Source organism: Chamaesiphon sp., assembly GCF_041738855.1.
Taxonomy (GTDB): Bacteria; Cyanobacteriota; Cyanobacteriia; order Cyanobacteriales; family Chamaesiphonaceae; genus Chamaesiphon.
In genome coordinates, this window is sequence record NZ_JBGSPA010000081.1 from 1 (window position 1) to 23,078 (window position 23,078).

The following is a 23,078-nucleotide window of genomic DNA, read 5'->3' on the forward strand; positions in this document are numbered from 1 at the left end:
TAGCAGTTTATTAAACCAGCGCGGGGTGATGAGTGCGATCTCGATTGCTTACCAAGGACATCTGAAAACTACTGGCTTTGAGAAACAACTGCTCCAAACGCTGACCCCCCAAAATGGTCTGATTCGCTATCTGGATGCCAAACCCGCCCCAACGCGGTATCTCTGGTGTCATGTCGCTTATACCGCCGAAGCCGATGAAAAAAGAATCGGCATGGTGTCGTTTCTGGTGAATGAGTTGACGCTGGTGACTCCGGTGGCGATTGGGGATGCTTTATTTTGGGAAGCGGATCGGGTGGCGGTGACATCCTTTGCTCCGATGTCTGGAGAGTCGGCGACGCTGTTGACACAGTTAATCGAACGCACTGCGGCGGAGTTAATCGATGTCGATCTCCACAATTGGCAAGCTAAGTTAGCTAGAGCTAAAGCTAGAGACCAGGAGCGGTTGAATGGCTACTATGGCACCATCTCTCAAGAGATTCGCCACCGGATTATCGCTCGTCATTTAGTCGGGGAGGATGAAGCCAAGGAACTAGCCCGAATCTCCGCCACCGAGCGGGAATTGGCGACTAAATTAGCCGATTTGGAATCGAGGTACGCGCTGAAGGTGGTCGCGTCTTTACATAGCGTGCTGGCGATTGAGTTGCCGACGGTGCATATCAGTTGTGAGTTGATTCGCAAAAAACAACGACGGGTGGTAACGGCGGTGTGGAATCCGTTTACGCGCATGGTGGAACCGCTCCGGTGCGAATTGAGCGGGGTGCCAGTGTCGGAATTTTATTTGGACGATAGTAGTGCTAAAATCGTCGCCCCGAATGCTTGGAAGTAAGCCAGCCGCAGTCTAATTTCAATTCCCTTACATACCACAAGGGCTGCACGGATGTGAGGTAAAATACAGCTAGGAACATTTGTTGTTGACCTGCTGATATTGCAGTAAAACGACAAAACCCCGCCTTCAGCGACGTTGGCGAGGTTCCGCACCAAGGCTTTGAATACTGGGTTCGGATCGATCGAGGGGATGGCCAGAAAGATTTTTACCAACAGCATTGGAAGGTCATCAGTCCGAGTCGGTACCGCCAAATATTCGATCGATTAGCGATCGAGTTAGATAATCCTAACAATCGATCGAAATGATTCGATCGAACCTCCACTCACACAAATTCGTAGAGGCGGGTTTATGAAATCACTTACGAATAATCCTAAAAATCTAAATCAAACCCGCCCAACCCTACAGACAATCGATCGAACATCATCATCCCAAATTATCACAATCGATCGATCCTAGTGAAGATGGGCAGGTTCGTTTAAGATCGATCGAATTTAGCGATAATTATTTGCATAAACCCGCCCCTACAGACCCTATATTTAATGGTCGATCGATTAAAGTGGTTGATATATTAGATTCGATCTCACTTATTAAAAGTATGTTCTAGAATTTGAAAATCTTCAGTTATCTACATTATTAACTGCAAATGATGAGAAAACAAGTCATAATAGCAATTGGATTGACATTTCCATTTTTATTCACAGGATGCGATTTATCACCAATTAATCGATCGCCAATCGATGCAGTAGAATCAACAACACCTGAAAACTTTATTCAGTGGTGTCAAAAAAAGAATTTAGTATCTGATAGTGCTAGAAAAACAATTTTGGAGCTACTGAAAAAAGTTCAAACAGAGGACTGTGAAATAGCTAATTCTAAATTGAGCAGTCTTACCGAACTCAAACTATTTGACGGTTCTATTGGCCACAACTTTGGTATCTTTGGTAGTGGATCTTCCGTGCGAGGTACCATAGAAGATTTAAGACCATTGGCTGGATTCACAAAATTAAAAAAACTCGACTTGAGCAATAATAAAATCAGCAATCTAAAGCCATTGTCTGGGCTAAAGAATTTGACTGTTCTTAAAATCAGTGGCAATGAGATTGCCGATCTAACTCCACTATCTGACCTGAGCAAGTTGTCTGAACTTGATATCTATGGTAATAAAATAAGCAACCTTGAACCACTTGGAAAATTAACTACATTAACCGATCTAACAGCGTTCGCCAATCAAATTACTAATATAAAAGTAATTGCCAATCTAAACAGATTAACAAGCTTGTCTGTCGGTGAAAATAAAATTGTCGATCTAAGCCCACTTGCCAATCTAACTAAAATAAGATTTTTGTATCTCGATAAAAATCAAATTAATGATCTAAATCCACTTACCAATCTAACTAAAGTAGAAAGTTTGTCCCTCAATGAAAATCGAATCAACAATCTAAATCCACTTACCAATATGAGAAAGCTAACCTCTTTATATCTTAACAAAAATCGAATAATTGACATAAAAGCTTTGGCAAAATTGAGAAGGCTAAAAACTCTTCAAATTAGCGAGAATAACATTGTCGATATTCAAGTATTAGCGAAACTAGACAAGATGCTTTCTCTCGATGTAAGTAATAATAAGATTGTCGATATTCAAGCCTTAGCCAATCTCAACAACTTGACAAGTATTCAAGTAGATAATAACAAGATTGTCGATGTAGAACCACTTACTAAAATGAATATTTTCAAAACTAATCCTGACTTTAGGACATGTAAACCAGAACTGAATTTATACCAAAATCAAATAAAGAATCTAGAACCATTAGCTAAATTGACAGATTTATGCGAGCTAAGGCTTGACAACAATGAAGTTAGCAATGTGGAACCATTGTCTAGCTTAACCAAATTGGAATACCTCAGTCTCAATAGTAATCAAATTACTGATATTAAACCGATAAGTAGATTGTCGAATCTACGCTTTCTATTCTTATATCGCAATCAAATTTCTAATGTACAGCCACTATCTGTGTTGAGTAACTTACAAATATTAAATATTAATGGCAATCCAACTACTGTCAAGAATTGTCCGGTTAAACCAGAATCTAAGTGCCAGAAGCCGTAGGCTGAGAAAACTTATTTTACACTTCTCCACTAGTTACTAGTAATAGATAGATTTAGGTCATTCAAAAACCGAGCTTATTCATAGGCTCGGTTTTTAACGTTTGATTATTAACTAATTTAGACTATCGCTTCGTCTCTGACTAATTTCTCCCAACCGAGATCCTTGAGATTTTCGTTCCGGCGCAATGGACGAGTTACCAATTCCAAAATATCGCGAGAATTAGTGAAACCGTGCATTTGGGCGAACGTAAACTCTACCGACCATTTAGTCGTAATTCCCCGTGCTTCCAGCGGATTCGCATGAGCCATTCCCGTAATTACTAAATCGGGTTTTTGGGCGTAAATCCGTTGCAACTGATTATAGTTGTCGGGTTTCTCCATGATGGTTGGTAATGGCGAATTCATTTCCCGACAGGTTTTTTCGAGTAGGGCGAGTTCGGCTGCTTGGTAGCGTTTATCCATGTATGGAATGCCGATTTCTTGGACTGTCATCCCACAGCGAATCAAGAACCGCGCCATTGAAACTTCCAGGAGATTGTCGCCCATGAAGAAGACAGATTTACCGCGAATCAGTTTGACGTATTCTTCCACGCCTTCCCAGATTTGCGCTTCGCGTTCGTCCAAGCCTTGAGGTTCGATATTAAATACCGAACAGATTTTCTCAATCCAGGCGCGGGTTCCGTCAGGGCCGATCGGGAATGGTGCGCCAATTAGTTTACACTTACGACGGCGCATCAGTGTGGTAGCGGTACGACTGAGGAAGGGATTCACGCCACAAACGTAGTAACCTTCTTCGAGTACGGGTAGCTCGGTGAAGCGTTTTGCGGGAAGCCAGCCAGAGACTTTGATACCTTGTTTTTTCAGCTCTAGTGTCAGGTTAGTAACGACAGGATCTGGTAAGGAACCGAATAATACTAGTGGGGGATGATCTTTATATTCGGAGTCGGAAACTTTGACATCTTCTTGCTTGCGCCCGAAGTTCATCAGTTTGGAGATCGCATTCCGCTCGTCTTTGTCTTCCTGAGCGACAGGAGCCTTTTCAGGACACCGCGCCGCCATTGCTGCGAGAACGGTATCTTCACCTTGGGTAAAGGCGTAGTCTAAACCATTGGCGCGGGCTGTAACGATCGGAATTCCCAGTTCCGCTTCCAGACGGGGAGCCAATCCTTCCAAATCCATTTTGATGATTTCGGTGGTACAGGTACCAATCCAAACAATTACGCTGGGGTTGCGATCTCTTTTGATCTGTTCGCACAAACGTTTGAGTTCGGCATAGTCATTGAGCTGGGCGGAGATATCGCCTTCTTCCAATTCCGCCATTGCGTAGCGCGGCTCTGCGAAGATCATTACGCCCATCGCATTTTGGAGGAAGTAGCCGCAAGTTTTAGTGCCAATTACGAGGAAGAAGCTATCTTCGATTTTTTGGTATAGCCACGCAACGCAGCTAATCGGGCAGAATGTGTGATAATTTCCGGTTTCGCATTCAAAGTTTAACGCCTGTGGCTCTGCTGCAACAGTCATATATTATCCTCTCTATATAATTTTATTTTTTATAATTGAAGCAATACGCAGTCTGTAGGTTAACAGTGCGTGAGGGCGGGTTTGTACGATAGTTATCGTTACATTCGATGTCACTAGCATAAACCCGCCCCTACAAATCCTTGCGCGGGAAATCCCCTCTTGGGAGGGGTGCCCAACGGGCGGGGTGGGTTAGATCCCCGCCACTCACTCTTACACCATCATCAGATCCTGTTTCTCACTATTATCCTGAGCCTTCGGCTCAACTGGATTGAGATAGAAATCAGATAACAGCGCAAACAGATCTCTGTCTGGCGTATCATTCGGTACCACACCTTCAGGCAATGCCAGAATTTGATCTGCGATATTCAGATAATAATCACAGACATATTCCAACGAAGGATCGGATTCTGCCATTTCAAACAGAGTCTTGCCCTTGACGCGAGAGATCCGAATATCTTCAATCAGTGGTAACACTTCCAACACAGGCATTGGTACTGTCTCGATATACTTATCGATTAAGTCCCGCTTGGAAGTCCGATTGCCAATTAAACCAGCCAATCGTAATGGATGCGTCCGCGCTTTCTCGCGTACCGATGCGGCAATCCGATTGGCAGCGAATAAAGCATCAAAACCGTTGTCAGTCACAATCAAACAGTAGTCAGCGTAATTTAGAGGTGCAGCAAAACCACCGCACACCACATCGCCAAGTACATCGAATAAAATAATGTCGTACTCGTCAAAAGCATTTAATTCTTTGAGCAGCTTAACTGTCTCTCCTACTACATAACCACCACAACCAGCACCAGCAGGAGGCCCACCAGCTTCGACGCAATCCACGCCACCATAACCTTTGTAGATGACATCTTCCGGCCAGACATCTTCGTAGTGATAGTCTTTTTCCTGAAGTGTATCGATGATCGTCGGAATCAAGAACCCAGTTAGGGTAAAGGTACTATCATGCTTGGGGTCACACCCAATTTGTAATACTTTTTTGCCGCGTTTTGCTAATGCGACGGAGATGTTGCAACTAGTGGTAGATTTTCCAATCCCACCTTTGCCATATACTGCCAGTTTCACGCTCTGCTAGTCTCCAATACGTTGTGTGATGTCAAACAAGAATGAATATCTATAATAATTTCTGCTACGTTTAGCATTATTAACTAAGTTTCGCGGAAATGGGCGAAAATTTACAATTCGATCTGGATCGGAAATTTTGAGGATTGTTTATGTAAAAATTAGTTAAGTTTTGAGCAAGCGAGTGTAACAAAAATTGATAAAGTGTAGAGCCAGAATTGATGTGAGCCTAATCGTGTGATTTCAGTTGAATACGTACTAGCCGAGCCAGGATTTAGACCACACAGAGCCGTAGACAGGTCGGCGGCTCTGGATGTGAAGGCTTATTTGCCAATGCCTCCAGATAGTTTCTGGGAGTCCTTTCGAGCGACTGTGAGTAGTTTCTCGATCGAGTATCCTCAGGGTTCGGTGTATGTTAATGGTAAGGAAATCACCACTGAGTTGACACTCGATTTATTGCAACAATCCGAGCCGCAACTCCGATTTTTTAGCCTCGCTCCAGGTGAGCTGAAAATTGTCAATGCCGGATTCAAGGTCGGATTGAGTACCGACCAACCCGACAAGATTGCGACGATGCTGGTGTGCGCTAGAAGTGGTCTAGCGTGCAAAAATGCGATCGCAGTCATCAACGCGCCAGGAATTGTAGACGAGCACTATCCCGACTGGGTAGGAATTGGACTGATCAATCATGGCGCGGATTTGCATCTATTTAGTCATGGCGCAAGAATCGCGCAGGTGATGTTCCTAGAGGTATGTGTGGCACAGGAACGGGTAGTAGAGCAATTGACAACGGTGGGAGAACGAAAGGGTGGATTTGGACATACAGGCGTTTAAATTAGCCGTATGTAGGTTGGGTTTCGTGGCTCAACCCAACCTACGAGTCTGGATTGACATACAATAGAAACAGCTCAAGTAACTTTTGACTATGAACGTTATTCTTGATATTCCCGCAGATCTTCAGGTGCATATTGAGGCTCAGATTCGAGCAGGTATCTACTCAAGTGCAGTAGAATATTTTTTAGGATTGGGGCAACAGGATCGTCAGCGGCAAGACGATCGAGCTAAAATAAAAGACTTGCTACAAGAAGGTCTAGATTCAGATAGCGAATCAATTACCCCTGAATATTGGACAAACTTACGGGCATCGATTTTCGATGGAGAACGAGAGCGATAATGAGCCGTGAATTAATCATTCGCAACCGAGCGACTCAAGATCTCCGACAACAAGCTAACTATTCCCCTTTTTTAACGTTGCTAAAGCAGATTTAGCAGCCTGTTTCTCGGCATCTTTTTTACTAAGTCCTTTACCCTCACCGCAGAATTTGTCACCGACATAAACCTTTGATACAAATTCTGGACTATGATCCGAGCCACCTTTTTTTTCAGTGATATATTTAGGTGGTGCTATTGCTCCATTAGCCTGGACAAATGCTTGAAATTGATTTTTTGGATCTACAGTCGAGCGAGTTGCCGTAATTACTTGAGGCACAGCATCAAATAATTCATGTATAAGGGGACGAATAGCTTCAAGATCGCAACCTTTGTCTAAGTAATAAGCTCCAACAACTGCTTCAAAAGTACTACTCAGCAAGTTTGCGCTGTGATAACCACCAGCACGAATTAAACCTTCGCCTAAGCGCATTCTAAAGTCTAATCCTACCTCATTTGCAAATTTAGCAAGCTGTTTTTCCTCTACAAGTGCAGCACGTCGTCTAGTCATTTCGTCTTCGCCCATTTCGGGATGAAGAAGGTATAAATATTCACCGCTAATAAATGTAAGAATAGCGTCTCCAAAAAATTCTAGTCGCTCATTGTCGCTAGTTTCGTCAGGATGTTCGTGAGCGTAGGAGCGGTGAGTGAGTGCCTGTCGAAGTAGTTTCTCATCACTAAATAATAATAGTTTATGCACGAGCTGATTTTTTAAAACTTGTGGGTAATAGATTCCCGACTTCTTGAAGAAGTCGGGAATCTAGGATCTAAAGTTGCGTTGTGTGAGCAAGTAGTTTTTAAGATATCAACGTTTCTTTTGAGGAGGATAAAGACTATTCCCACGAGAATTATTGCAATGAAAGCAAGCTAATCGTAGATTTTCTAGTGAATTAGAGCCACCTTTACTTTGAGGTTTGAGGTGATCTAGAGTTATTTTATCTGGAGATAACTTACATCCACACCACCAGCATTGAGATCCAAAGTCTTTGACGAGACTAGCCGTTTTCGATCGTTTTTGCTTAGAATTCATAAATTGAGATTATTTGTTAGAGATGACTAACAAATGAATGCCAAAAACTGCATAGAAATTCACTATCACTATTAGAGGTAGTGTGAGCGATCGATCTAATTGTTGCCTAATAATAACCGTCTCAAGCGCACTATCTCCAAGCCTCACGCCAGCGCATACCGAGTATGCTGAACCAGCGGTTACTTGGGAGCTAAATCATAGTCTCAAACAATCGCTAAACCAGAATACTGGGTAAGCATTGGCGTGAGAATCGGAGATAGTGCCCATGAGACGAACATCTAAGCATTGATATTCATCTGTATAAATCAAGAGTAAGGTACGAAATTATACTTGTCAATACTTAAAATGGATTTTCAGGGGAAAGTCGCACTCATCGGGGTTTCTACGTTAGCGTACATTCTAGCGGTACGATCGCATGAGACGATCGAATGGTAAGATAGTAAGCTTTGGCATGATATGAACATAGTCGATCGCACATATCTAGAGATCCTCGATCGCATCCTCACAGAAGGAACGCGAGAAACTAACCGCACGGGTACCGATACAGTCTCATTATTTGGACTCAGCTATCGGCTACCTGTTACTGCTGAAGCTTTCCCAATTTTGACGCACAAGAAGATTCAGTGGCGGAGTTTGGTAACAGAAATGATTTGGTATCTCTCTGGTGAACCACATATTCGCAATCTCCAAAAGCATACTAAAATCTGGGATGCTTGGAGTGATGTTGATGGTAATCTGGAAACTGCTTATGGTAGGTTTTGGCGATATTATCCAGTTCCTGATTATGTGGCTCCAATTCGCCGCGATAATAGTAACTATCTTTGTGATGGTGAATCGTTGGTTAATTTAGCAGATAGCAAGTATCGACACGAGTTAATTATTGATGCTGACAAGAATATAGTTCTGCAATGCTTCGATCAATTAAGATGGGCAATTGATGAGTTGAAGCGCAATCCTCGATCGCGTAGACTACACATTACGGCTTGGTATCCACCGAATGCAACTGTAAGTAAGTTACCGCCATGCCATCATAGTTTTACGTTAAATTATCAAGGTGGTAAATTAAATTTACATCTTCAACAACGATCGTCAGATCATTGTGTGGGCAATCCTTTTAATCTAACTTGTTATTCATTACTTTTATTACTAATTTGTCGAGAAGTCAATCTTGCACCTGGAGATTTTTATCACTCGATTACCGACGCACATATATATGTCGATCATGTCGAACCTTATCGTAATGCTAGTCGCGAGACTTACGAATTACCTCAATTAGATTTGAGTCAATTGGGCGATCGCTCGATGTTCGATCTGACTTATGATGATATCGATCGGATTCAGTTAGTCAATTATCAACATGGTGCATTTATTAAATTACCTGTAGCAGTCTAGCAAATAATTAAGTAATAATGCAAAAAATTCTCATTGCAGCGATCGATCAAGATGGTGGTATTGGTAAAGATGGCTATATGCCGTGGCACTATCCAGCGGATCTAAAACTATTTATGAATCTGACGATGGGTAATACGATCGTGATGGGACGTAAGACTTTCGATGGGATGTTCGATCGATCCAAAGCACCATTGAAAGGTAGACAAAATATTGTCGTGACATCCGCAGCGGCTGAATATCGGGATAGATTTGCCGATAAATATCCAGCATCAGAGCTGAATTTTACTACCGATATTAATTGTGAAGATGTAGAGTTAGCTACAGATACTAAAATATTTTATTGTGGTGGAGCCAACCTTTATCAGCAGGTACTCAACCTCATCGATCTCGATATTATCTATCTTTCTCGTCTGGAAGGAAGTTATGATTGTGACACATTCTTTCCTCGAAGTTCAGAATCGATCGATCGAAAATTTGAGCCATATCTGCCGCCTCACTTTATCAATAGCTTTTCTGATAAAATGGTAGGAAAAAATCCGTTTACCTTTCAAATTTACACACCAAAGCCCTTAATAATTTACTAATATTTGACTGGTGGGTAGTGCCCACCTACAAGCTGGTGGCTTACGCTCCACACACCCTGCACCTAAAGCCTGCTTGGTGCGCTAAACCCTTGGGGAACCCTACGTATCGCGCATCCGCTAAAGCCTAAAGCCTAAAACCTAAAACCTAAAACCTAATGTACGATATTTCTTCGCGTCCGACTTGGGATGAATATTTTATGATGCTGGCAAAATTAACCGCTACGAGATCTACTTGTTTAGCGTTCCCTGTTGGCTCGGTAATTGTCAAAGATCGCCAAGTATTATCGACAGGTTATAATGGCTCTCCATCGGGTTCGATACATTGTACGACGCAGGGATATTGTTATCCTGAATTGAGTGCTTGCAATGCTAGTAAAATTCTGCCTTCTCGCTCTGTACATGCCGAAGCAAATGCGATCGCTCAAGCTGCAAAACATGGGATTGCGACTAATGGTGCGAGTATTTATGTAACTTTAGAACCCTGTTTGTCTTGTTTGAAAATAATTATTTCGGCGGGGATTAGAGAGGTGTTTTATGAGACGACTTTTAATAGTGGCAACAATATTCAAGTTCGTGACTTCTTATTGGCAGATAGTTCGATCGAACTGATTCAAATTCAGGTGTCTGAAGCAACAGCGCAGCGTTCGGCGGCATTTTTACTCAATCCGACATCGGTAGAAACTTGTGGATAGTTGCGATCGCATAATATTACAAAAGAGGCTCTCGATCGATCGCTCAACCATCAGGCAAAGCAACAAACCGAAAACCTCTAGATTACTTTAATCAGCCAACACTAAGAGGTTAGCGACGAGGGACGAGATTGAGATAGTCAAGATTGTAAGCAGAGATCGATTGGGGTTGATTGCCAACCGAACCGAGGCTTTTCGCCATTGACAGATACAGCGAGGGATCGCCTGCTTTGGGCTGTTTCTCTTGAGCTTTGTACCCACGAACGGCAGCTTGCCAGGAAGCTTTGGGGAATCCTAGTTGGCGGCGGTGATAGGCGTCGTAGCGGGGAGATTTGATGTTGAAGGGGAGTTCGCTAGCACCGGAAGGCAATACCCGCCGACGTTGGAAGGGGACGATGTTGTCACCGAAGTTTTCTAGGTACTCATCGCTGTTGAGTAGGTCGTTGATGAAGCCAGCACGACCTTTGGTAGCAATAACGATCGACCAAGCAATTTTCTCAGCTTCGTTGTATACGTCGCGTCCTAGCACCTTTTGCACGCAATGTTCGGCGAACCGATAGTTGCTGTTGAGGTTGTAGAAGCTATTGGTAAAGGTATTGGATAAGCACAAGCCTCGGATGAAGTCGCGGACGGTGATTTGTCCGCTCCGTAGCTGGGATTCCAAGAACTTCTCGCGATCGGATGCAAACGCATGAAAAAATATCTGACGATAAGCAGCTTCGATCAGGTCGGTAATCTGACTGGAGGATAGCAAGTTATCGGTCGAAAAGATTCTGGGCTGCTCGTCCCCAGGCACTTCATAGCCCTTGACGCGGGTATTCTGCGACGAGGGGATGTATTCTAATAATGGAATAGGCATATATTTAAAGTTCTCTTCTTACGAAACTTTACAAATTTCTCTCATCATAATCCCGATCTGGTACCCACCTTTGACCCTGAGTCGAAAACATTACATTCCTTAATTTTCACTCAACCTTACAGCTACCAACTATCTGACTATTTACAAATGTGTCACTCTGGCTCATTTTTGTCTCGCTCCTCAAGATAAGAGGACGGGGGACTGGGGGACTGGGAGACTGGGGGACTTGGGAATAGTTCAAGCATTATTCATAATTCACCATCCACCATTCACCGTCCACCATCCACCCTTAAAACCTAAAATCTAAAGCCTAAAACCTAAAGCCGATCTCTTACCAGTCATCATTAACAATTGCATGGGGGAGCTGCAACTTGGGGAACCGATAGTAGGTATCGCCTTCATCATCAACCTCAGGGATGCCGTTGAGCAAGCGCATCTGTTCGTCGAGAAAAATCTTGGCACTCTGACTACTCACCTGCGAAATCGCCATCAACTGAATCAAGGAGAGCCGACTATCCTGTTGCCGCAATAACTGGTAGAAAGCTGCTTCTAGACGTTTACGTCGATTGGACTTACCTATAAACCCGACCGTCCCAGCACCCAAGCCCAGCAGGATCAGTAATTCAATTATGCCCATAAGGTGAATGGTTTGCGAGTAACGATACAGTGCAAGTATAGCGATTTTGGAGCAACTCGTTACAACTCAGAGATAGCACGCCCTAGTTCCTTTCCCCGTTACCCGTTACCCTTTCCCCATCTTCACTAGCGATTCTGCATCTAGTCCAAGCTGCAAGCATAGCCTTTTGGCACAAAAATCGCCGATAATGACACTGGAAGCCATCGATAATTCAACTCTGCCACACTTTCCCATCCCCTAATTTTATTGTCTCTGTCTCTGTGGATGAACATCCTTCTCTAAATATTGCAGTTGCTCGCTTGGGTAACACGCTGGACAACTATGCTGTGTGGGTGCTCAAAGCACCATATCCTGGCGGCTATGTGATTGAAAATTGCCATTGGCCGATCGATCTGTCCCAATTGTGGTTGGCTTGGCAAGGGCTATTTAGTCCTGGGAGTAGACCGTATTGTCTGCCTTGTCACCAAGATTTGCATCTACCGGATCTGGATTTTGAGCAGATCGTGCCAGCCGATGCGCCGCAGCCGCAAGTCTACAGTGCCAACCTGATGCAACACCTGGGGATCGCGCTGTGGCGGTGGTTATTTTGTCAGCAAGTGGGCAATGCTTTCGCTCAGAGTCAGGGGATCGCGATCGGTCAAGGCAAATCGCTGCGTCTACGCTTGGAAATCCGCGATCCCGATGCGATCTCATTGCCCTGGGAAATCCTCCAGTCACAGCCTGGGAAACCTGCGCTGTCGATCGATCGCCAGGTCTTGTTTAGTCGTACCAATAGCGATGTCGATCCGTTACCACCCCAGCGACTGGATCGATCGATTAGAATCCTGCTGGTACTCGGTCAAAATATCCCTGGTAGTCCCCATCTCGATCTCCACCGCGAATCAGCGACGATCGCCCAAGTACTCCAAAATACCATGTCGAGCGGGTTCAATCCCCCGAATCGGCTCAATCCTGCCAGTTGTCAGGTCGATACACTGGTGCAACCCACTGCCGACGAAGCGATCGCCAAACTAGAGAGCCAGCAGTACAATGTATTTTTTTATGCTGGGCATGGGATGCCTGCGCCAGATGGCGGGTTGTTGATCCTCAACGATCTCGGTGGGATCAATGGTACGGAATTGGCGCAATTGCTCGTGCGGTGTCGCGTCAAGTTAGCTGTATTTAACTCTTGTTGGGGCGCGCAACCTTACCAACATCAACAGCAAGCAGTCCCCCGCAGCAGTCTGGCGGAAGTGCTGCTTCACTATGGTGTCCCTGCTGTATTGGCGATGCGAGACACGATCGCCGATCGCGAGGCTCTCAGCTTTATTGAGACATTTACTCAGGCTCTAGCACACCGCATGAGCATCGATGAAGCGGTGGCAATTGCCAGACAGCAGTTATTAATCTCATATAAATTCAACCAACCTGCTTGGACTTTGCCGATCTTGTACATGCACCCAGAGTTCAATGGCGAATTGATCCGACCGCTGGCGGAGGGGATTACGGAGATTCCATTCGTGCCACAATCACTGCCACTTGCCTATGTGCGATCGCTCAGTTTCCATACTCATCCTGATTTTCCGATCGCTGGTGGCTTGATGCGAGTCGGTAGATCGAGCGACAACGATCTGGTCGTTGTGGAGCCGTGGGTGTCCCAACGTCATGGCGAAATCATCTATCGATCTGCATCGATGACCGATCCGACCAATGGTACCTATTATCTGCGTGATACTTCCCGCTTTGGTAGTTATGTGCTCTCGAATGAGGGTAAATGGCTGAAGGTTCACGCGCAGGAATTTCCGCTGGAGTCAGGAATGCAGCTTAAATTTGGCAGTGAGGAAGGACAGATTTTAGAGTTTAGGATCGATTCTCCCTTGGAGACGCTACGCGAACGACATAATTAGCGTTATTGGCGATCGCAAATGTCGATGAATTGTTGATAAGGTAGCTGTTCGGCACAATACCATAGTAGTTTATAACATTCTAAAGTGGCAGCGGATCGATCGCCCGATCCGATTTTGACAAGATTGTGTTTTAAGGTCGTAATTACCAATGCTAATTGCTCATCTAATATTGCTTCTTTGAGGCATTCGCCAGTACGTTTATAAAAGCTAGATGGCTGAATAGAAGACATCAATTTTAATAATGCCTCAACTGCCAATGGATGTCCAGGTTGGAATTTGGCTAATTGATGAGCGTATCGACGTTGGGATTCAGCATTTTTGGCAGTAGCTAGTTTTTGTTCGAGTTCGGAAATGGCAACACTGACATTGCGCTGATGCGCCACTTTTTTGCGGTGGTTGCGGGTGCTACTCGGTAAGGTGCGATCTCTACCAAATTGCTGTTGAGCAGCCGGATGTTTGGGGGCAATTTGTCGCAGATTTTCTAATGCTGCAATTTGGTTATCGCGTTGCTTTAATACCTGATTTGGTGAATTTTGTTCCACTTCAATTAGTCGAACGAGGGTGGTAACTGCTAGCTCGAATAGTGGACTGTTAGCGATCGCTAATTTACCAAGCGTAAATGCAGCTTTGCGAGTGAGTGATGCTGTTTTGTGAGCATGAATAATTTCTACTAGTTTATCGATCGCTTTCGCATTATATTGAGGATCGATTCTACTCAATGATTCGCAAATTTTAATTTGAAGATCGCTACTATTGACTAGATCGATCGAGTTGGTTAATATCTGAATGGCGATCGGATTACCTGGATCGAATACTTTACCTAGACTGTGGGCAGCTTGCCAAGCTAAAAAGGGATTAGTAACAGTTTGAATGAAGATTTCCAAGCCAGCAATTGCGGCTACTCGATCGGTTTTGCGGAGTGCTACTCTGGCTCCATCTTGAACTGGTAATGGGTAAAATTGCCAGATATTTTGAGTAGATATAAATTCACCAAATCGCCATCTTAATAAGCGATCGATTATTTCCTGACTATGATTTGATTCTGGAAACTCGGCGATCGCCGTAGCGGCGAGAAAATATGCACGATAAGCATAGAATCCACCCCGATTGGGATCGAAATTCATTAATGCTGTGATAAATGCTTCCTTGTCACTACTAGCAATATCAACTCTCCCAAACCAAAACAAAATTGTCTCCTGCCAATAGGGATTAAAAATTGGTAATTGACTAGTTCGATCTTCAGTTAAAAAATAGTGCCAATCGGAGATCGATCGAGCGGCAAAGTACTCTTGAAAAGTAGAGTGATAAAAGGCATAAATCTTCGCTCCAGTAGTCGCCGAAATCCCCACCTGGTTCAGCCATCCCAGTCGCAAAGCTAGTTCGAGCAAATCTGGATCGAGGAGTTCCAGTATGGTATGGTGGTGTAGCCGAAATCGGACTAAGCGATCGTCAGTGGCATTTGGCGGTGTGAGGATTGCTTGCAATGCTAATTCACCCAAGCCAAGATTCAACTGTTGACGTTGAGACAAGCTCGTGGGAAAGCGATCCTGTTTCCATTCATAGATCGTATCGGTAAACTGTTGGTATAAGCTCGATTTAGTACTCGGTAATTTGCCTTGAGTAATAAACCAATACCGACATAATAAAGCCAATCGTAATGGATTTTTAATCGCATCGCGTAACCGTTGATATTGAGGGTGGGCGAGTTCGACTATGAGCTGTCCGCCTAAATTGGGATGTTCTCCAAACCAACCTTCAATAAATTGACGCACTCCATTCTCCCTGGGAGTGACTGTGCCGACGATCGCGCCATGATATCCATCGCTCAAACTCAGATTGCGATAGGTAGTGAAGTTTTCGAGTGCGTTTTTACCACTATCCCAGACATTCGATCGACATGTCAAGATGATATGTGCGCCACCAACCCAACCTTGAAATTGTCGCGCTAGATTGGCAAGTGAAATACTCGCATCAAATGCCATTTCATCAACCGCATCCAATAGTAACCAGACTCTCCCACGCTGAAATTGGGCTACAAAATCTCGCTGTAATTTTGGATCGATCGCAATTTGGCGGGTAGCGATTTTGAGCCAGTCTTGGAGGAGATAGCGTTCTAAAGTTTCACCTTGCAGATCTGCTAGTGAAATCCAAATCGGTAACAATTCGCGATCGAGTAATTCCGCTGCTAGTTTTTGGAGGCAAGTAGTTTTACCCGCACCAGGTTCGCCGATAATTGCAATACGATTCGGTGCAGAATTGTTCAGGAGCTGTGCTAATAACTGCTCTACAGTCAGTGCAGCTTCATCGGTTAGATCGTTACGAGTATTCGGCTCGATATCTTCATCCTCACCATCATTTCCTCCTAGACTATCAAAAACAGTCACTCGCTGTCTTTTCATCAATTCTAACGGCACATAGACTCGATCGAGACTAAATTTGAGTCGATCTTCACCCATCAAGGCATTAGTCGTAATCCGATGATATTGTTGAGTAGCAAGACTCGATCGTACTAGTTCCAGCCAGTCATCTGTAGGCGCGGCTGTTTGCACTTCATCACGCTTACTTTGAGGCGATCTACAAGCATCCCATTCACTTGCGAACTTGTGAATATTTGCGACTCGATCGCATCTGTCATACCAGAGATTTAGCGTAAAATGCCAAGTTTCCGAGCCACCTTTACTAGCACGGTTATCTTCAACAATGCCCAGAAAATCAGTCAGACATTTGATCGATTCCTTAATTTGTTCACCACTCAGTATCAGCCCAGCCAACTTCATCAACTGTTCTAGATATCTAACTTTCGTCCGCACGACACATCGTCTGTTAGTTTGCCAATGCAGTTGAATCTCTTGCTGAAGCTGTGTCAATTGACGCTCATCGCAGTCCAATTCATCATTGGCATAGTCAACCAACACAGTGAAGAACTGCGTGGCACGTTGTTTGACTGCATTACCATAATTAGGACGCGGCATATCTGATAGTTGACAGTTGACAGTTAAATTCGCGGCATTACCATAGTTGGTAACGCACCAGTATCCTCAGCCCAGAGAAAATAGTGTCTGCTTCAGTTCCTAAATAGCTGTTATGATAGTAGATTGCTCACCTGCCACCACCAACCATGTTTCCTGATAATTCGGCTCCTGATGTTTCTAGCGAACAACCCGTTCATCAACAGTTTTTGAAACAAGGGGATATTGTCGAAGTTGAAATCACCGATATCAGCGAAAGTGGCGAAGGCGTTGGGCGAGTAGGCGATCGAGTCGTATTTATCCCCGATACAGTCACAGGCGATCGAGTGAGTGCCAGACTGGTAAATGTCAAACGGCAGTATTCGCACGGGATCTTACTCGAAATTCTCACTGCTTCCCCCCACCGCGTACGCCCTAGTTGTATCGTGGCTGATAAGTGTGGGGGTTGTCAATTACAACATATCGACTATGACTATCAGCTCACCGCCAAGGAAAATCAAGTAATCCAAGCTCTCAAACGGATTGGTAAATTTGCCGAGCCTCCCGTCGCGCCAATTGTCGGCGCACAGGGCAATTTTGCTTATCGCAACAAAGTTACATATCCCCTCGGCGTCAGCGACTCAGGGAATGTCAAAGCTGGCTACTATCGCAAAGGTACCCATCAGATCGTCAACATCAATCAATGTCCTGTCCAAGACGAACGGCTCAACCCGCTCCTCGCCGAAATCAAACAGGATATCCAAGATCGGGGCTGGCAAATATATCAGCCAGAGAGCAAAGGAGCCAGAGAACCAGGATCGCGTCGCACTGGCGTCCAAATCATCGTCAGCCAGTATGAAGATGCGGGTGTCACCGATCGCGGCATCTCCAAACCCAAGCTCCGCAACCGTCCGATGGTTACCAACGTCACCGAAATCCATGACGATCGTCCCAAATTTCGGCATCTATTACTGCGGATCGGGCGGCGGACGGGTGAAATACTGCTCACCCTAGTAGTCACTGATTTGAATATTCCAGATATTGAGGGGCAAGCACAACGCTGGATGCAGCGGTATCCCAAACTCGTCGGTGTCTGTCTCAATCTCAATGAGCAACCAACCAATAATATTGTTGGTACCGAAACTCGTTGCATTGCTGGGCGCGAATATATCTGCGAGACTTTTGGCAACCTCCAATTTCAACTCAAAGCTGATACTTTCTTCCAAATCTACACCGAGCAAGCCGAAGCCGTCTTGAATCTGATTATCGATCGCGCTGGCTTCACGGGTACTGAAACTCTGATCGACGCTTATTGTGGGATCGGTACTTTCACGCTCCCATTATCCAAACGAGTCAAGCGCGTCGTCGGGATCGAAGTCCATAGTGCCTCAGTGGTACAGGCGCGATCGAATGCACGGCTCAATGGTATCAATAACGTCGAATTTCGGACAGGTGAAGTAGAAGAATTGCTGCCAGAGCTAGAAATCGTCGCCGATGTCGTCCTCCTCGATCCGCCCCGCACGGGTTGCGATCGCGCCGTGCTCGACGCCCTCACCGCCATGCAGCCCGCGCAAATCATCTATATCAGTTGCAAACCCGCAACTCTCGCCCGCGATTTACAAATCCTCTGCGAACAAGGCAACTATCAGCTCACCCACGTTCAACCTGCGGACTTCTTCCCCCAAACCGCCCATGTCGAATGCGTAGCTTTTTTGACCCGTAGTGTCGCATCAGCTCCGAGTCCGGTAGCATTAGCTGCTGAGTAGCACAAATTGCGACCTCGATTTTAGGCACTTGGATTGCGTTACGCTCGTCTCTAATCCTAAATGAGTAGCTAAGGAATGGGGATTAAATAAAGTGCAAAAGTACGGTGTGTTAGCGGAGCGATTCGCGCTCCGTCTTCGACACGCCTCGCTTCGCTCGTCTACGGGTTCCCCGAGGGTTTAGCGAATCAAGACAGCGTAACGCACCATCACAAGTTCAATTTAGAATTGTAGGTTGTTTAATCCTCATTCCTAAGTTGATGTAGGGGTGTTGGGCGCGATTCGTAACACACCAGCATCCGGTCGCACTTACTAGCAGACTACACATTTACCTTCATTTTCTAAGTAAAAGTAACTATGATGTATCGATCTGACCCAAAATCTGGCTAAATTTGCCTACGTATCAGCCAATAGTAGTAATTTTATGTACTGATACTACCCGAGATTGCCTAGACTAACAGCTATTTTCTAATTACAATGGAAGGTAAGAGCGCGATCTTCTCTCTATCAAAAGGAGTAGATACTCCCGATCGATAGATATTCTTCAGCTCGCATTGGTACGGTTTCTCCAATCGAGAATCTCAAGCCATACTGTCTCAGCACAGTAGGCGATTGTAATCCAGCAAAAGTGCCCCAAGGGGATTGAAAGGTTGCTATGGTATTAAGTCCAGTGAAGTCTGAGTGGGATAAAGTAAGTTTTTCCTCAACCCTGTTTTTATGTCCGATTCTCGATAGCCTATTGTCGCTCGTCCCAGGCAAATGGCACGCAGAAATTAGACTAGGACTCCAAGAGGCGTTAGTAAACGCCGCCAAACACGGAAATAACCTCGATCCACACAAGCAGGTTATTGTCCGTTTTTGTTTTGAAGAGGGTGCTTATTGGTGGATCGTCTCTGATGAAGGTAGTGGATTTGAACCGCCCGATCGCATTCGGCAAGAGTTACCCGAAAATAATCTACCCCATGTAGAATCAGAGTCGGGACGCGGAATGTTTTTGTTACATCAAATCTTCGATCGCGTAGTCTGGAATCGTCAAGGTACTGAAGTCTCACTGTGCAAGCAACTATCCGCCCAGATCGAGCGCGAACCACTATTGCAATAGCCCGAAGTTTACTGCTTGTAATTGCTGTTAGATTTGTCTCGCTCGTCGTAAGTTACGATCGCATCTGGGTAGAGATCGCTATGTTCTTCGAGATGCAGGTAGTCGGTGGGGCTGAGATAGTCAAACTGTGGTGATGCAATCATCGCGAGTTTCTAGAGATCTACTTAGTTATTTTAAGTTGAAGTGTGCAGAGATCGCTGCATCAAATCTTCCAAAGATTGAGTCAGATCTTGGTGGAGTTTTTTAGCACCAGTTTTACTAGAAAATTGTTGATAGTCGTTGACCTGTAGTGGTTTGCCAAGTTCGATGGTAACGCGATCGCGAAATTTGGGATAGGGATGCTCATAGTCGAGATTAATTGGAATAATCTTGAGATCTAGAGCTGGCTTTAAGGACACCGCTTGCGTTGCAATCCGAGCCAACCCTTGCTCAAGCGGATGCAAAGTCCGATCGCGAATGAGATTACCTTCAGGGAAAATTGTGAGCATTTCGCCTTGATGCAGCAACTCGATACTATGACGAATAACGGCTAGACTAGGCTTGGTGGTATCGATCTCAAAGCATCCCAATCTTCGTAAGAACCAGCCTTGAATTCCTTTCATTTCATCAGCAGTCACCATAATTCTCGAACTTCTACCCGTGACATATGGCCCAATAGCATAGGCAATCAGCAGTGCATCCCATCGAGTCCGGTGAGTGGGTGCGAGAATTACAGCACCTGTGTGGGGAGTGTATTCTTCGCCTTGGATTTCAATCTCGCGAAAGAAGCCAGGAAGAACGATATATCGACCGAGGGGATGAATAATTTTGGTCAACCACGGCGAAACTCGCGATTGGACGGGTTGACTGGAATTGTCAGATTTAGGATTGGTGAGTTCGGAGCCAGCCATAGCAGTTAAAGTGTGCGATCGATTCAGATATTCCTACTTTACCCAAATGGGAGAGCGTAAGAGAAAATCTACATGACAGTTATTTAATTGCCACAAATTAACAACTTAATTTGCCTCTGTGGATTCAAATACCCCGTAGAATAGATAGACACTAACAGCAGCCGTTAAAAGACAATAGCGCGAAGAAGTGCAGCCGTTTCTAGGAAGATCGAGTTTAAAAAAATTTATGTCAGACAACAAACGCAGTCAAGCTATTACTCAGGGCGTACAACGCTCTCCCAACAGGGCGATGCTTCGTGCCGTTGGCTTTGGGGATAATGATTTTACCAAGCCGATCGTCGGTTTGGCAAATGGTTATAGTACGATCACTCCCTGCAATATGGGAATTAATAAACTCGCACTCCGCGCTGAGGCTGCGCTCAGAGCGGCGGGATCGATGCCCCAGATGTTTGGGACGATCACGATCAGCGATGGCATTTCGATGGGTACCAAGGGGATGAAATATTCCCTCGTATCGCGCGAAGTGATTGCCGACTCGATCGAAACTGTCTGTAACGGACAGAGTTTGGATGCGGTTCTGGCGATCGGTGGCTGTGATAAAAATATGCCAGGGGCAATGATCGCGATCGCACGACTGAATATTCCCGCGATTTTTGTCTATGGGGGGACAACTAAGCCCGGACATCACAACGGCAAAGATCTCACTGTCGTCAGTTCCTTTGAAGCCGTCGGACAGTTCAGCGCGGGTAAAATCGACATGGCGGAACTTACCGCGATCGAGCAAAAGGCTTGTCCTGGCGCGGGTTCCTGCGGGGGGATGTTTACTGCCAATACCATGTCATCCGCGATCGAAGCGATGGGGATGAGCATCCCCTACTCCTCCACGATGGCGGCTGAAGATGAAGAAAAAGCCATTAGTACCGAGAAATCTGCTTACGTCCTCGTCGAAGCCGTCAGAAACCAGATCCTACCTACCCAAATATTGACCAGGAAAGCCTTTGAAAACGCGATTGCGGTAATTATGGCAGTCGGTGGCTCTACCAATGCCGTACTGCACCTGCTAGCGATCTCTCGGACGATCGGTGTACCCCTATCGATCGATGATTTTGAAGTGATTCGTGGCAAAGTCCCCGTGATCTGCGATCTCAAACCCTCTGGTAAATACGTCGCCACCGATTTACATCAAGCTGGCGGCATCCCCCAAGTCATGAAAATTTTACTAGAGCAGGGTTTACTTCATGGCGACGCACTGACGATTAGCGGTCAAACCGTCGCCGAAGTCCTCACTGATGTCCCCAGCACCCCTCGCACCGACCAAGATGTCATCCGTCAATGGGACAATCCCATGTATGCCCAGGGACACCTCGCCATTCTCAAAGGCAATCTCGCCACCGAAGGCGCAGTTGCGAAGATTACTGGCGTCAAAACACCCGTAATTACTGGCCCCGCGCGTGTATTTGAATCCGAGGAAGACTGTCTCGATGCCATTCTCGCTGGCAAGATCGTCGCTGGTGATGTCATCGTCATCCGCTCTGAAGGCCCTAAAGGCGGCCCAGGGATGCGAGAAATGCTCGCGCCTACTTCAGCTATTATCGGTGCTGGTTTGGGCGATAGCGTGGCATTAATTACCGATGGACGCTTTTCTGGCGGTACCTATGGCATGGTAGTCGGACACGTCGCGCCTGAAGCCTATGTCGGCGGGACGATCGCACTGGTACATGAAGGCGATAGTATCACGATCGATGCTCCTCAGCGGCTACTACAGTTAAATGTTGCGGATGCCGAATTAGCCGCGCGTCGAGCCAATTGGCGAGCACCAGCACCACGCTACAAAACCGGAATCTTGGGTAAATATGCGAAGTTGGTTTCGTCGAGTAGTCTCGGTGCCGTGACAGACATGAATCTGTTCTAGGGTAACCATAGAGCCTATTATCCTACAGGGGAGCGGGGGAATCCCCACTCGGGAGGGGTACCAGCCTAAGCTTTAGACATTGGCATTTGGACAAAAATACTATTTTTGACCCAAGGCTCTACCCTAAAGGTACCCCAATAGACCCGATTATCTGAAAGATTTATCCCAACCAGACTAAGTTCTAACGATCGATAGAAACACGAAAACCCCGCTTGTTGCGAGGTTTCGATCGAAGGCAGCACCCAGATTTGAACTGGGGGATGGAGGTTTTGCAGACCTCTGCCTTACCACTTGGCTATGCTGCCTTAAGTCTAGATTGTTATTATACCAAGTTTTAGTCGCAAGGCAAGAGATCGACCGGAAATAGGGGTCGATCTCTTGCACCTTCTAGATCTAGAGCATTCCGCACACGGCGGGGTACCCGATCGAGAGTTAGCTTAGATTTCGGCAGCGGCGCGTTCGATCAGGCGTCGGGCTAACGTCTGAGTCCCTGTGTGGGCGTAATAGTTGGTGCTCACATCCAGAAATGCACCTAGATAATCAAGCTTATCATCGGTGATGTCTACAAAGTTGCGAAGATTGCCGACGACGGTTTCTGGGGTCAAGCCGCGAGAACTTACAAAGTCGCTCATCCAACCACTGACGGAGCT

Annotated in this window: 20 protein-coding genes, 1 tRNA gene and 1 pseudogene; 11 read left to right on the forward strand and 11 right to left on the reverse strand. The window is 45.5% G+C overall.

Features of this window, described 5'->3' with window-relative positions:
• Together ACEW9I_RS08150 and ACEW9I_RS08155 are read left to right on the forward strand one after the other, a co-directional pair.
• The coding region (locus ACEW9I_RS08150) for a hypothetical protein (RefSeq protein WP_373539856.1) at positions 1–826 on the forward strand (826 nt) is incomplete at its 5' end.
• Between the two features lie 643 nt (positions 827–1,469).
• Positions 1,470–2,933 carry a leucine-rich repeat domain-containing protein gene (locus ACEW9I_RS08155; RefSeq protein WP_373539857.1) on the forward strand — a complete coding sequence of 488 codons (1,464 nt, stop codon included), beginning with the start codon at positions 1,470–1,472 and terminating at the stop codon, positions 2,931–2,933.
• A gap of 116 nt (positions 2,934–3,049) precedes the next feature.
• Here ACEW9I_RS08155 and ACEW9I_RS08160 read toward each other — a convergent pair whose 3' ends face one another.
• Positions 3,050–4,453, reverse strand: a complete 1,404-nt coding sequence (locus ACEW9I_RS08160; protein WP_373539858.1) for a ferredoxin:protochlorophyllide reductase (ATP-dependent) subunit N — start codon at positions 4,451–4,453, stop codon at positions 3,050–3,052.
• A 210-nt stretch (positions 4,454–4,663) separates the two neighbouring features.
• Positions 4,664–5,530: a ferredoxin:protochlorophyllide reductase (ATP-dependent) iron-sulfur ATP-binding protein gene (bchL, locus tag ACEW9I_RS08165; protein ID WP_373539859.1), complete on the reverse strand. Its 867-nt coding sequence runs from the start codon at positions 5,528–5,530 to the stop codon at positions 4,664–4,666.
• A gap of 234 nt (positions 5,531–5,764) precedes the next feature.
• Between bchL and ACEW9I_RS08170 the strand changes: the two genes are divergently transcribed.
• Positions 5,765–6,361, forward strand: a complete 597-nt coding sequence (locus tag ACEW9I_RS08170; protein ID WP_373539860.1) for a dUTP diphosphatase — start codon at positions 5,765–5,767, stop codon at positions 6,359–6,361.
• A 91-nt stretch (positions 6,362–6,452) separates the two neighbouring features.
• Complete coding sequence (locus ACEW9I_RS08175) at positions 6,453–6,701, forward strand: type II toxin-antitoxin system ParD family antitoxin (protein ID WP_373539861.1); 249 nt, start codon at positions 6,453–6,455, stop codon at positions 6,699–6,701.
• Between the two features lie 54 nt (positions 6,702–6,755).
• Here ACEW9I_RS08175 and rnc read toward each other — a convergent pair whose 3' ends face one another.
• Both rnc and ACEW9I_RS08185 read right to left on the reverse strand, forming a co-directional pair.
• Entirely contained in the window at positions 6,756–7,436 is a 681-nt protein-coding gene (gene rnc / locus ACEW9I_RS08180) for a ribonuclease III (RefSeq protein ID WP_373539862.1), read from the reverse strand.
• Between the two features lie 105 nt (positions 7,437–7,541).
• Positions 7,542–7,766 (reverse strand): HNH endonuclease, encoded by a 225-nt coding sequence (locus tag ACEW9I_RS08185; protein WP_373539863.1) that lies wholly within the window; start codon positions 7,764–7,766, stop codon positions 7,542–7,544.
• Between the two features lie 456 nt (positions 7,767–8,222).
• Between ACEW9I_RS08185 and thyA the strand changes: the two genes are divergently transcribed.
• The 3 genes from thyA (at position 8,223) to ACEW9I_RS08200 (ending at position 10,434) form a co-directional block, all read left to right on the forward strand.
• Positions 8,223–9,158, forward strand: a complete 936-nt coding sequence (gene thyA, locus ACEW9I_RS08190; RefSeq protein WP_373539864.1) for a thymidylate synthase — start codon at positions 8,223–8,225, stop codon at positions 9,156–9,158.
• 17 nt (positions 9,159–9,175) lie between these two features.
• Entirely contained in the window at positions 9,176–9,742 is a 567-nt protein-coding gene (locus ACEW9I_RS08195) for a dihydrofolate reductase (protein ID WP_373539865.1), read from the forward strand.
• Positions 9,743–9,897: 155 nt separating this feature from the next.
• Positions 9,898–10,434: a cytidine/deoxycytidylate deaminase family protein gene (locus ACEW9I_RS08200; protein ID WP_373539866.1), complete on the forward strand. Its 537-nt coding sequence runs from the start codon at positions 9,898–9,900 to the stop codon at positions 10,432–10,434.
• Positions 10,435–10,543: 109 nt separating this feature from the next.
• Here the strand turns inward: ACEW9I_RS08200 and ACEW9I_RS08205 are convergent, their stop codons facing one another.
• Both ACEW9I_RS08205 and ACEW9I_RS08210 read right to left on the reverse strand, forming a co-directional pair.
• The gene (locus tag ACEW9I_RS08205; RefSeq protein WP_373539867.1) at positions 10,544–11,290 is read right to left on the reverse strand and encodes a phycobilisome rod-core linker polypeptide; all 747 of its coding nucleotides are present in this window, start codon (positions 11,288–11,290) and stop codon (positions 10,544–10,546) included.
• Positions 11,291–11,621: 331 nt separating this feature from the next.
• Entirely contained in the window at positions 11,622–11,927 is a 306-nt protein-coding gene (locus tag ACEW9I_RS08210) for a hypothetical protein (protein ID WP_373539868.1), read from the reverse strand.
• Between the two features lie 260 nt (positions 11,928–12,187).
• On the opposite strand from ACEW9I_RS08210, the gene ACEW9I_RS08215 reads away from it, so the two are divergent.
• Entirely contained in the window at positions 12,188–13,813 is a 1,626-nt protein-coding gene (locus ACEW9I_RS08215; protein ID WP_373539869.1) for a CHAT domain-containing protein, read from the forward strand.
• A gap of 2 nt (positions 13,814–13,815) precedes the next feature.
• On the opposite strand, the gene ACEW9I_RS08220 is transcribed toward ACEW9I_RS08215, so the two are convergent.
• Entirely contained in the window at positions 13,816–16,785 is a 2,970-nt protein-coding gene (locus ACEW9I_RS08220; RefSeq protein WP_373539870.1) for an NACHT domain-containing protein, read from the reverse strand.
• A 146-nt stretch (positions 16,786–16,931) separates the two neighbouring features.
• Here ACEW9I_RS08220 and rlmD point away from each other — a divergent pair, with 146 nt between their 5' ends.
• Positions 16,932–18,527, forward strand: a complete 1,596-nt coding sequence (rlmD, locus tag ACEW9I_RS08225; protein ID WP_373539871.1) for a 23S rRNA (uracil(1939)-C(5))-methyltransferase RlmD — start codon at positions 16,932–16,934, stop codon at positions 18,525–18,527.
• 652 nt (positions 18,528–19,179) lie between these two features.
• Positions 19,180–19,626 (forward strand): ATP-binding protein, encoded by a 447-nt coding sequence (locus tag ACEW9I_RS08230; RefSeq protein ID WP_373539872.1) that lies wholly within the window; start codon positions 19,180–19,182, stop codon positions 19,624–19,626.
• A gap of 8 nt (positions 19,627–19,634) precedes the next feature.
• On the opposite strand, the gene ACEW9I_RS08235 is transcribed toward ACEW9I_RS08230, so the two are convergent.
• On the reverse strand, positions 19,635–19,769 hold the full coding sequence (locus ACEW9I_RS08235) for a hypothetical protein (protein ID WP_373539873.1): 135 nt from the start codon (positions 19,767–19,769) through the stop codon (positions 19,635–19,637).
• Between the two features lie 30 nt (positions 19,770–19,799).
• The gene (locus ACEW9I_RS08240; protein ID WP_373539874.1) at positions 19,800–20,516 is read right to left on the reverse strand and encodes a 1-acyl-sn-glycerol-3-phosphate acyltransferase; all 717 of its coding nucleotides are present in this window, start codon (positions 20,514–20,516) and stop codon (positions 19,800–19,802) included.
• A gap of 226 nt (positions 20,517–20,742) precedes the next feature.
• On the opposite strand from ACEW9I_RS08240, the gene ilvD reads away from it, so the two are divergent.
• A complete protein-coding gene (gene ilvD, locus ACEW9I_RS08245) occupies positions 20,743–22,428 on the forward strand; it encodes a dihydroxy-acid dehydratase (RefSeq protein ID WP_373539875.1) in 1,686 nt (561 codons plus the stop codon).
• Between the two features lie 233 nt (positions 22,429–22,661).
• Here the strand turns inward: ilvD and ACEW9I_RS08250 are convergent.
• Both ACEW9I_RS08250 and ACEW9I_RS08255 read right to left on the reverse strand, forming a co-directional pair.
• Positions 22,662–22,733: transfer RNA gene (locus ACEW9I_RS08250), tRNA-Cys, on the reverse strand.
• A gap of 132 nt (positions 22,734–22,865) precedes the next feature.
• Positions 22,866–23,078, reverse strand: a pseudogene (locus ACEW9I_RS08255) (hypothetical protein); the annotation flags it as partial.

Excerpts from the sequence above, each read along its gene's own strand:
- ACEW9I_RS08195 (WP_373539865.1), top strand. The coding sequence starts at position 9,176 with ATGCAAAAAATTCTCATTGCAGCGATCGATCAAGATGGTGGTATTGGT.
- ACEW9I_RS08205 (WP_373539867.1), bottom strand. The coding sequence starts at position 11,290 with ATGCCTATTCCATTATTAGAATACATCCCCTCGTCGCAGAATACCCGC.
- ACEW9I_RS08175 (WP_373539861.1), top strand. The coding sequence starts at position 6,453 with ATGAACGTTATTCTTGATATTCCCGCAGATCTTCAGGTGCATATTGAG.
- ACEW9I_RS08240 (WP_373539874.1), bottom strand. The coding sequence starts at position 20,516 with ATGGCTGGCTCCGAACTCACCAATCCTAAATCTGACAATTCCAGTCAA.
- ACEW9I_RS08160 (WP_373539858.1), bottom strand. The coding sequence starts at position 4,453 with ATGACTGTTGCAGCAGAGCCACAGGCGTTAAACTTTGAATGCGAAACC.
- thyA (WP_373539864.1), top strand. The coding sequence starts at position 8,223 with ATGAACATAGTCGATCGCACATATCTAGAGATCCTCGATCGCATCCTC.
- ACEW9I_RS08230 (WP_373539872.1), top strand. The coding sequence starts at position 19,180 with ATGGTATTAAGTCCAGTGAAGTCTGAGTGGGATAAAGTAAGTTTTTCC.
- ACEW9I_RS08235 (WP_373539873.1), bottom strand. The coding sequence starts at position 19,769 with ATGATTGCATCACCACAGTTTGACTATCTCAGCCCCACCGACTACCTG.
- ACEW9I_RS08155 (WP_373539857.1), top strand. The coding sequence starts at position 1,470 with ATGATGAGAAAACAAGTCATAATAGCAATTGGATTGACATTTCCATTT.
- ACEW9I_RS08185 (WP_373539863.1), bottom strand. The coding sequence starts at position 7,766 with ATGAATTCTAAGCAAAAACGATCGAAAACGGCTAGTCTCGTCAAAGAC.
- ACEW9I_RS08220 (WP_373539870.1), bottom strand. The coding sequence starts at position 16,785 with ATGCCGCGTCCTAATTATGGTAATGCAGTCAAACAACGTGCCACGCAG.
- ACEW9I_RS08210 (WP_373539868.1), bottom strand. The coding sequence starts at position 11,927 with ATGGGCATAATTGAATTACTGATCCTGCTGGGCTTGGGTGCTGGGACG.
- rlmD (WP_373539871.1), top strand. The coding sequence starts at position 16,932 with ATGTTTCCTGATAATTCGGCTCCTGATGTTTCTAGCGAACAACCCGTT.
- ACEW9I_RS08200 (WP_373539866.1), top strand. The coding sequence starts at position 9,898 with ATGTACGATATTTCTTCGCGTCCGACTTGGGATGAATATTTTATGATG.
- ilvD (WP_373539875.1), top strand. The coding sequence starts at position 20,743 with ATGTCAGACAACAAACGCAGTCAAGCTATTACTCAGGGCGTACAACGC.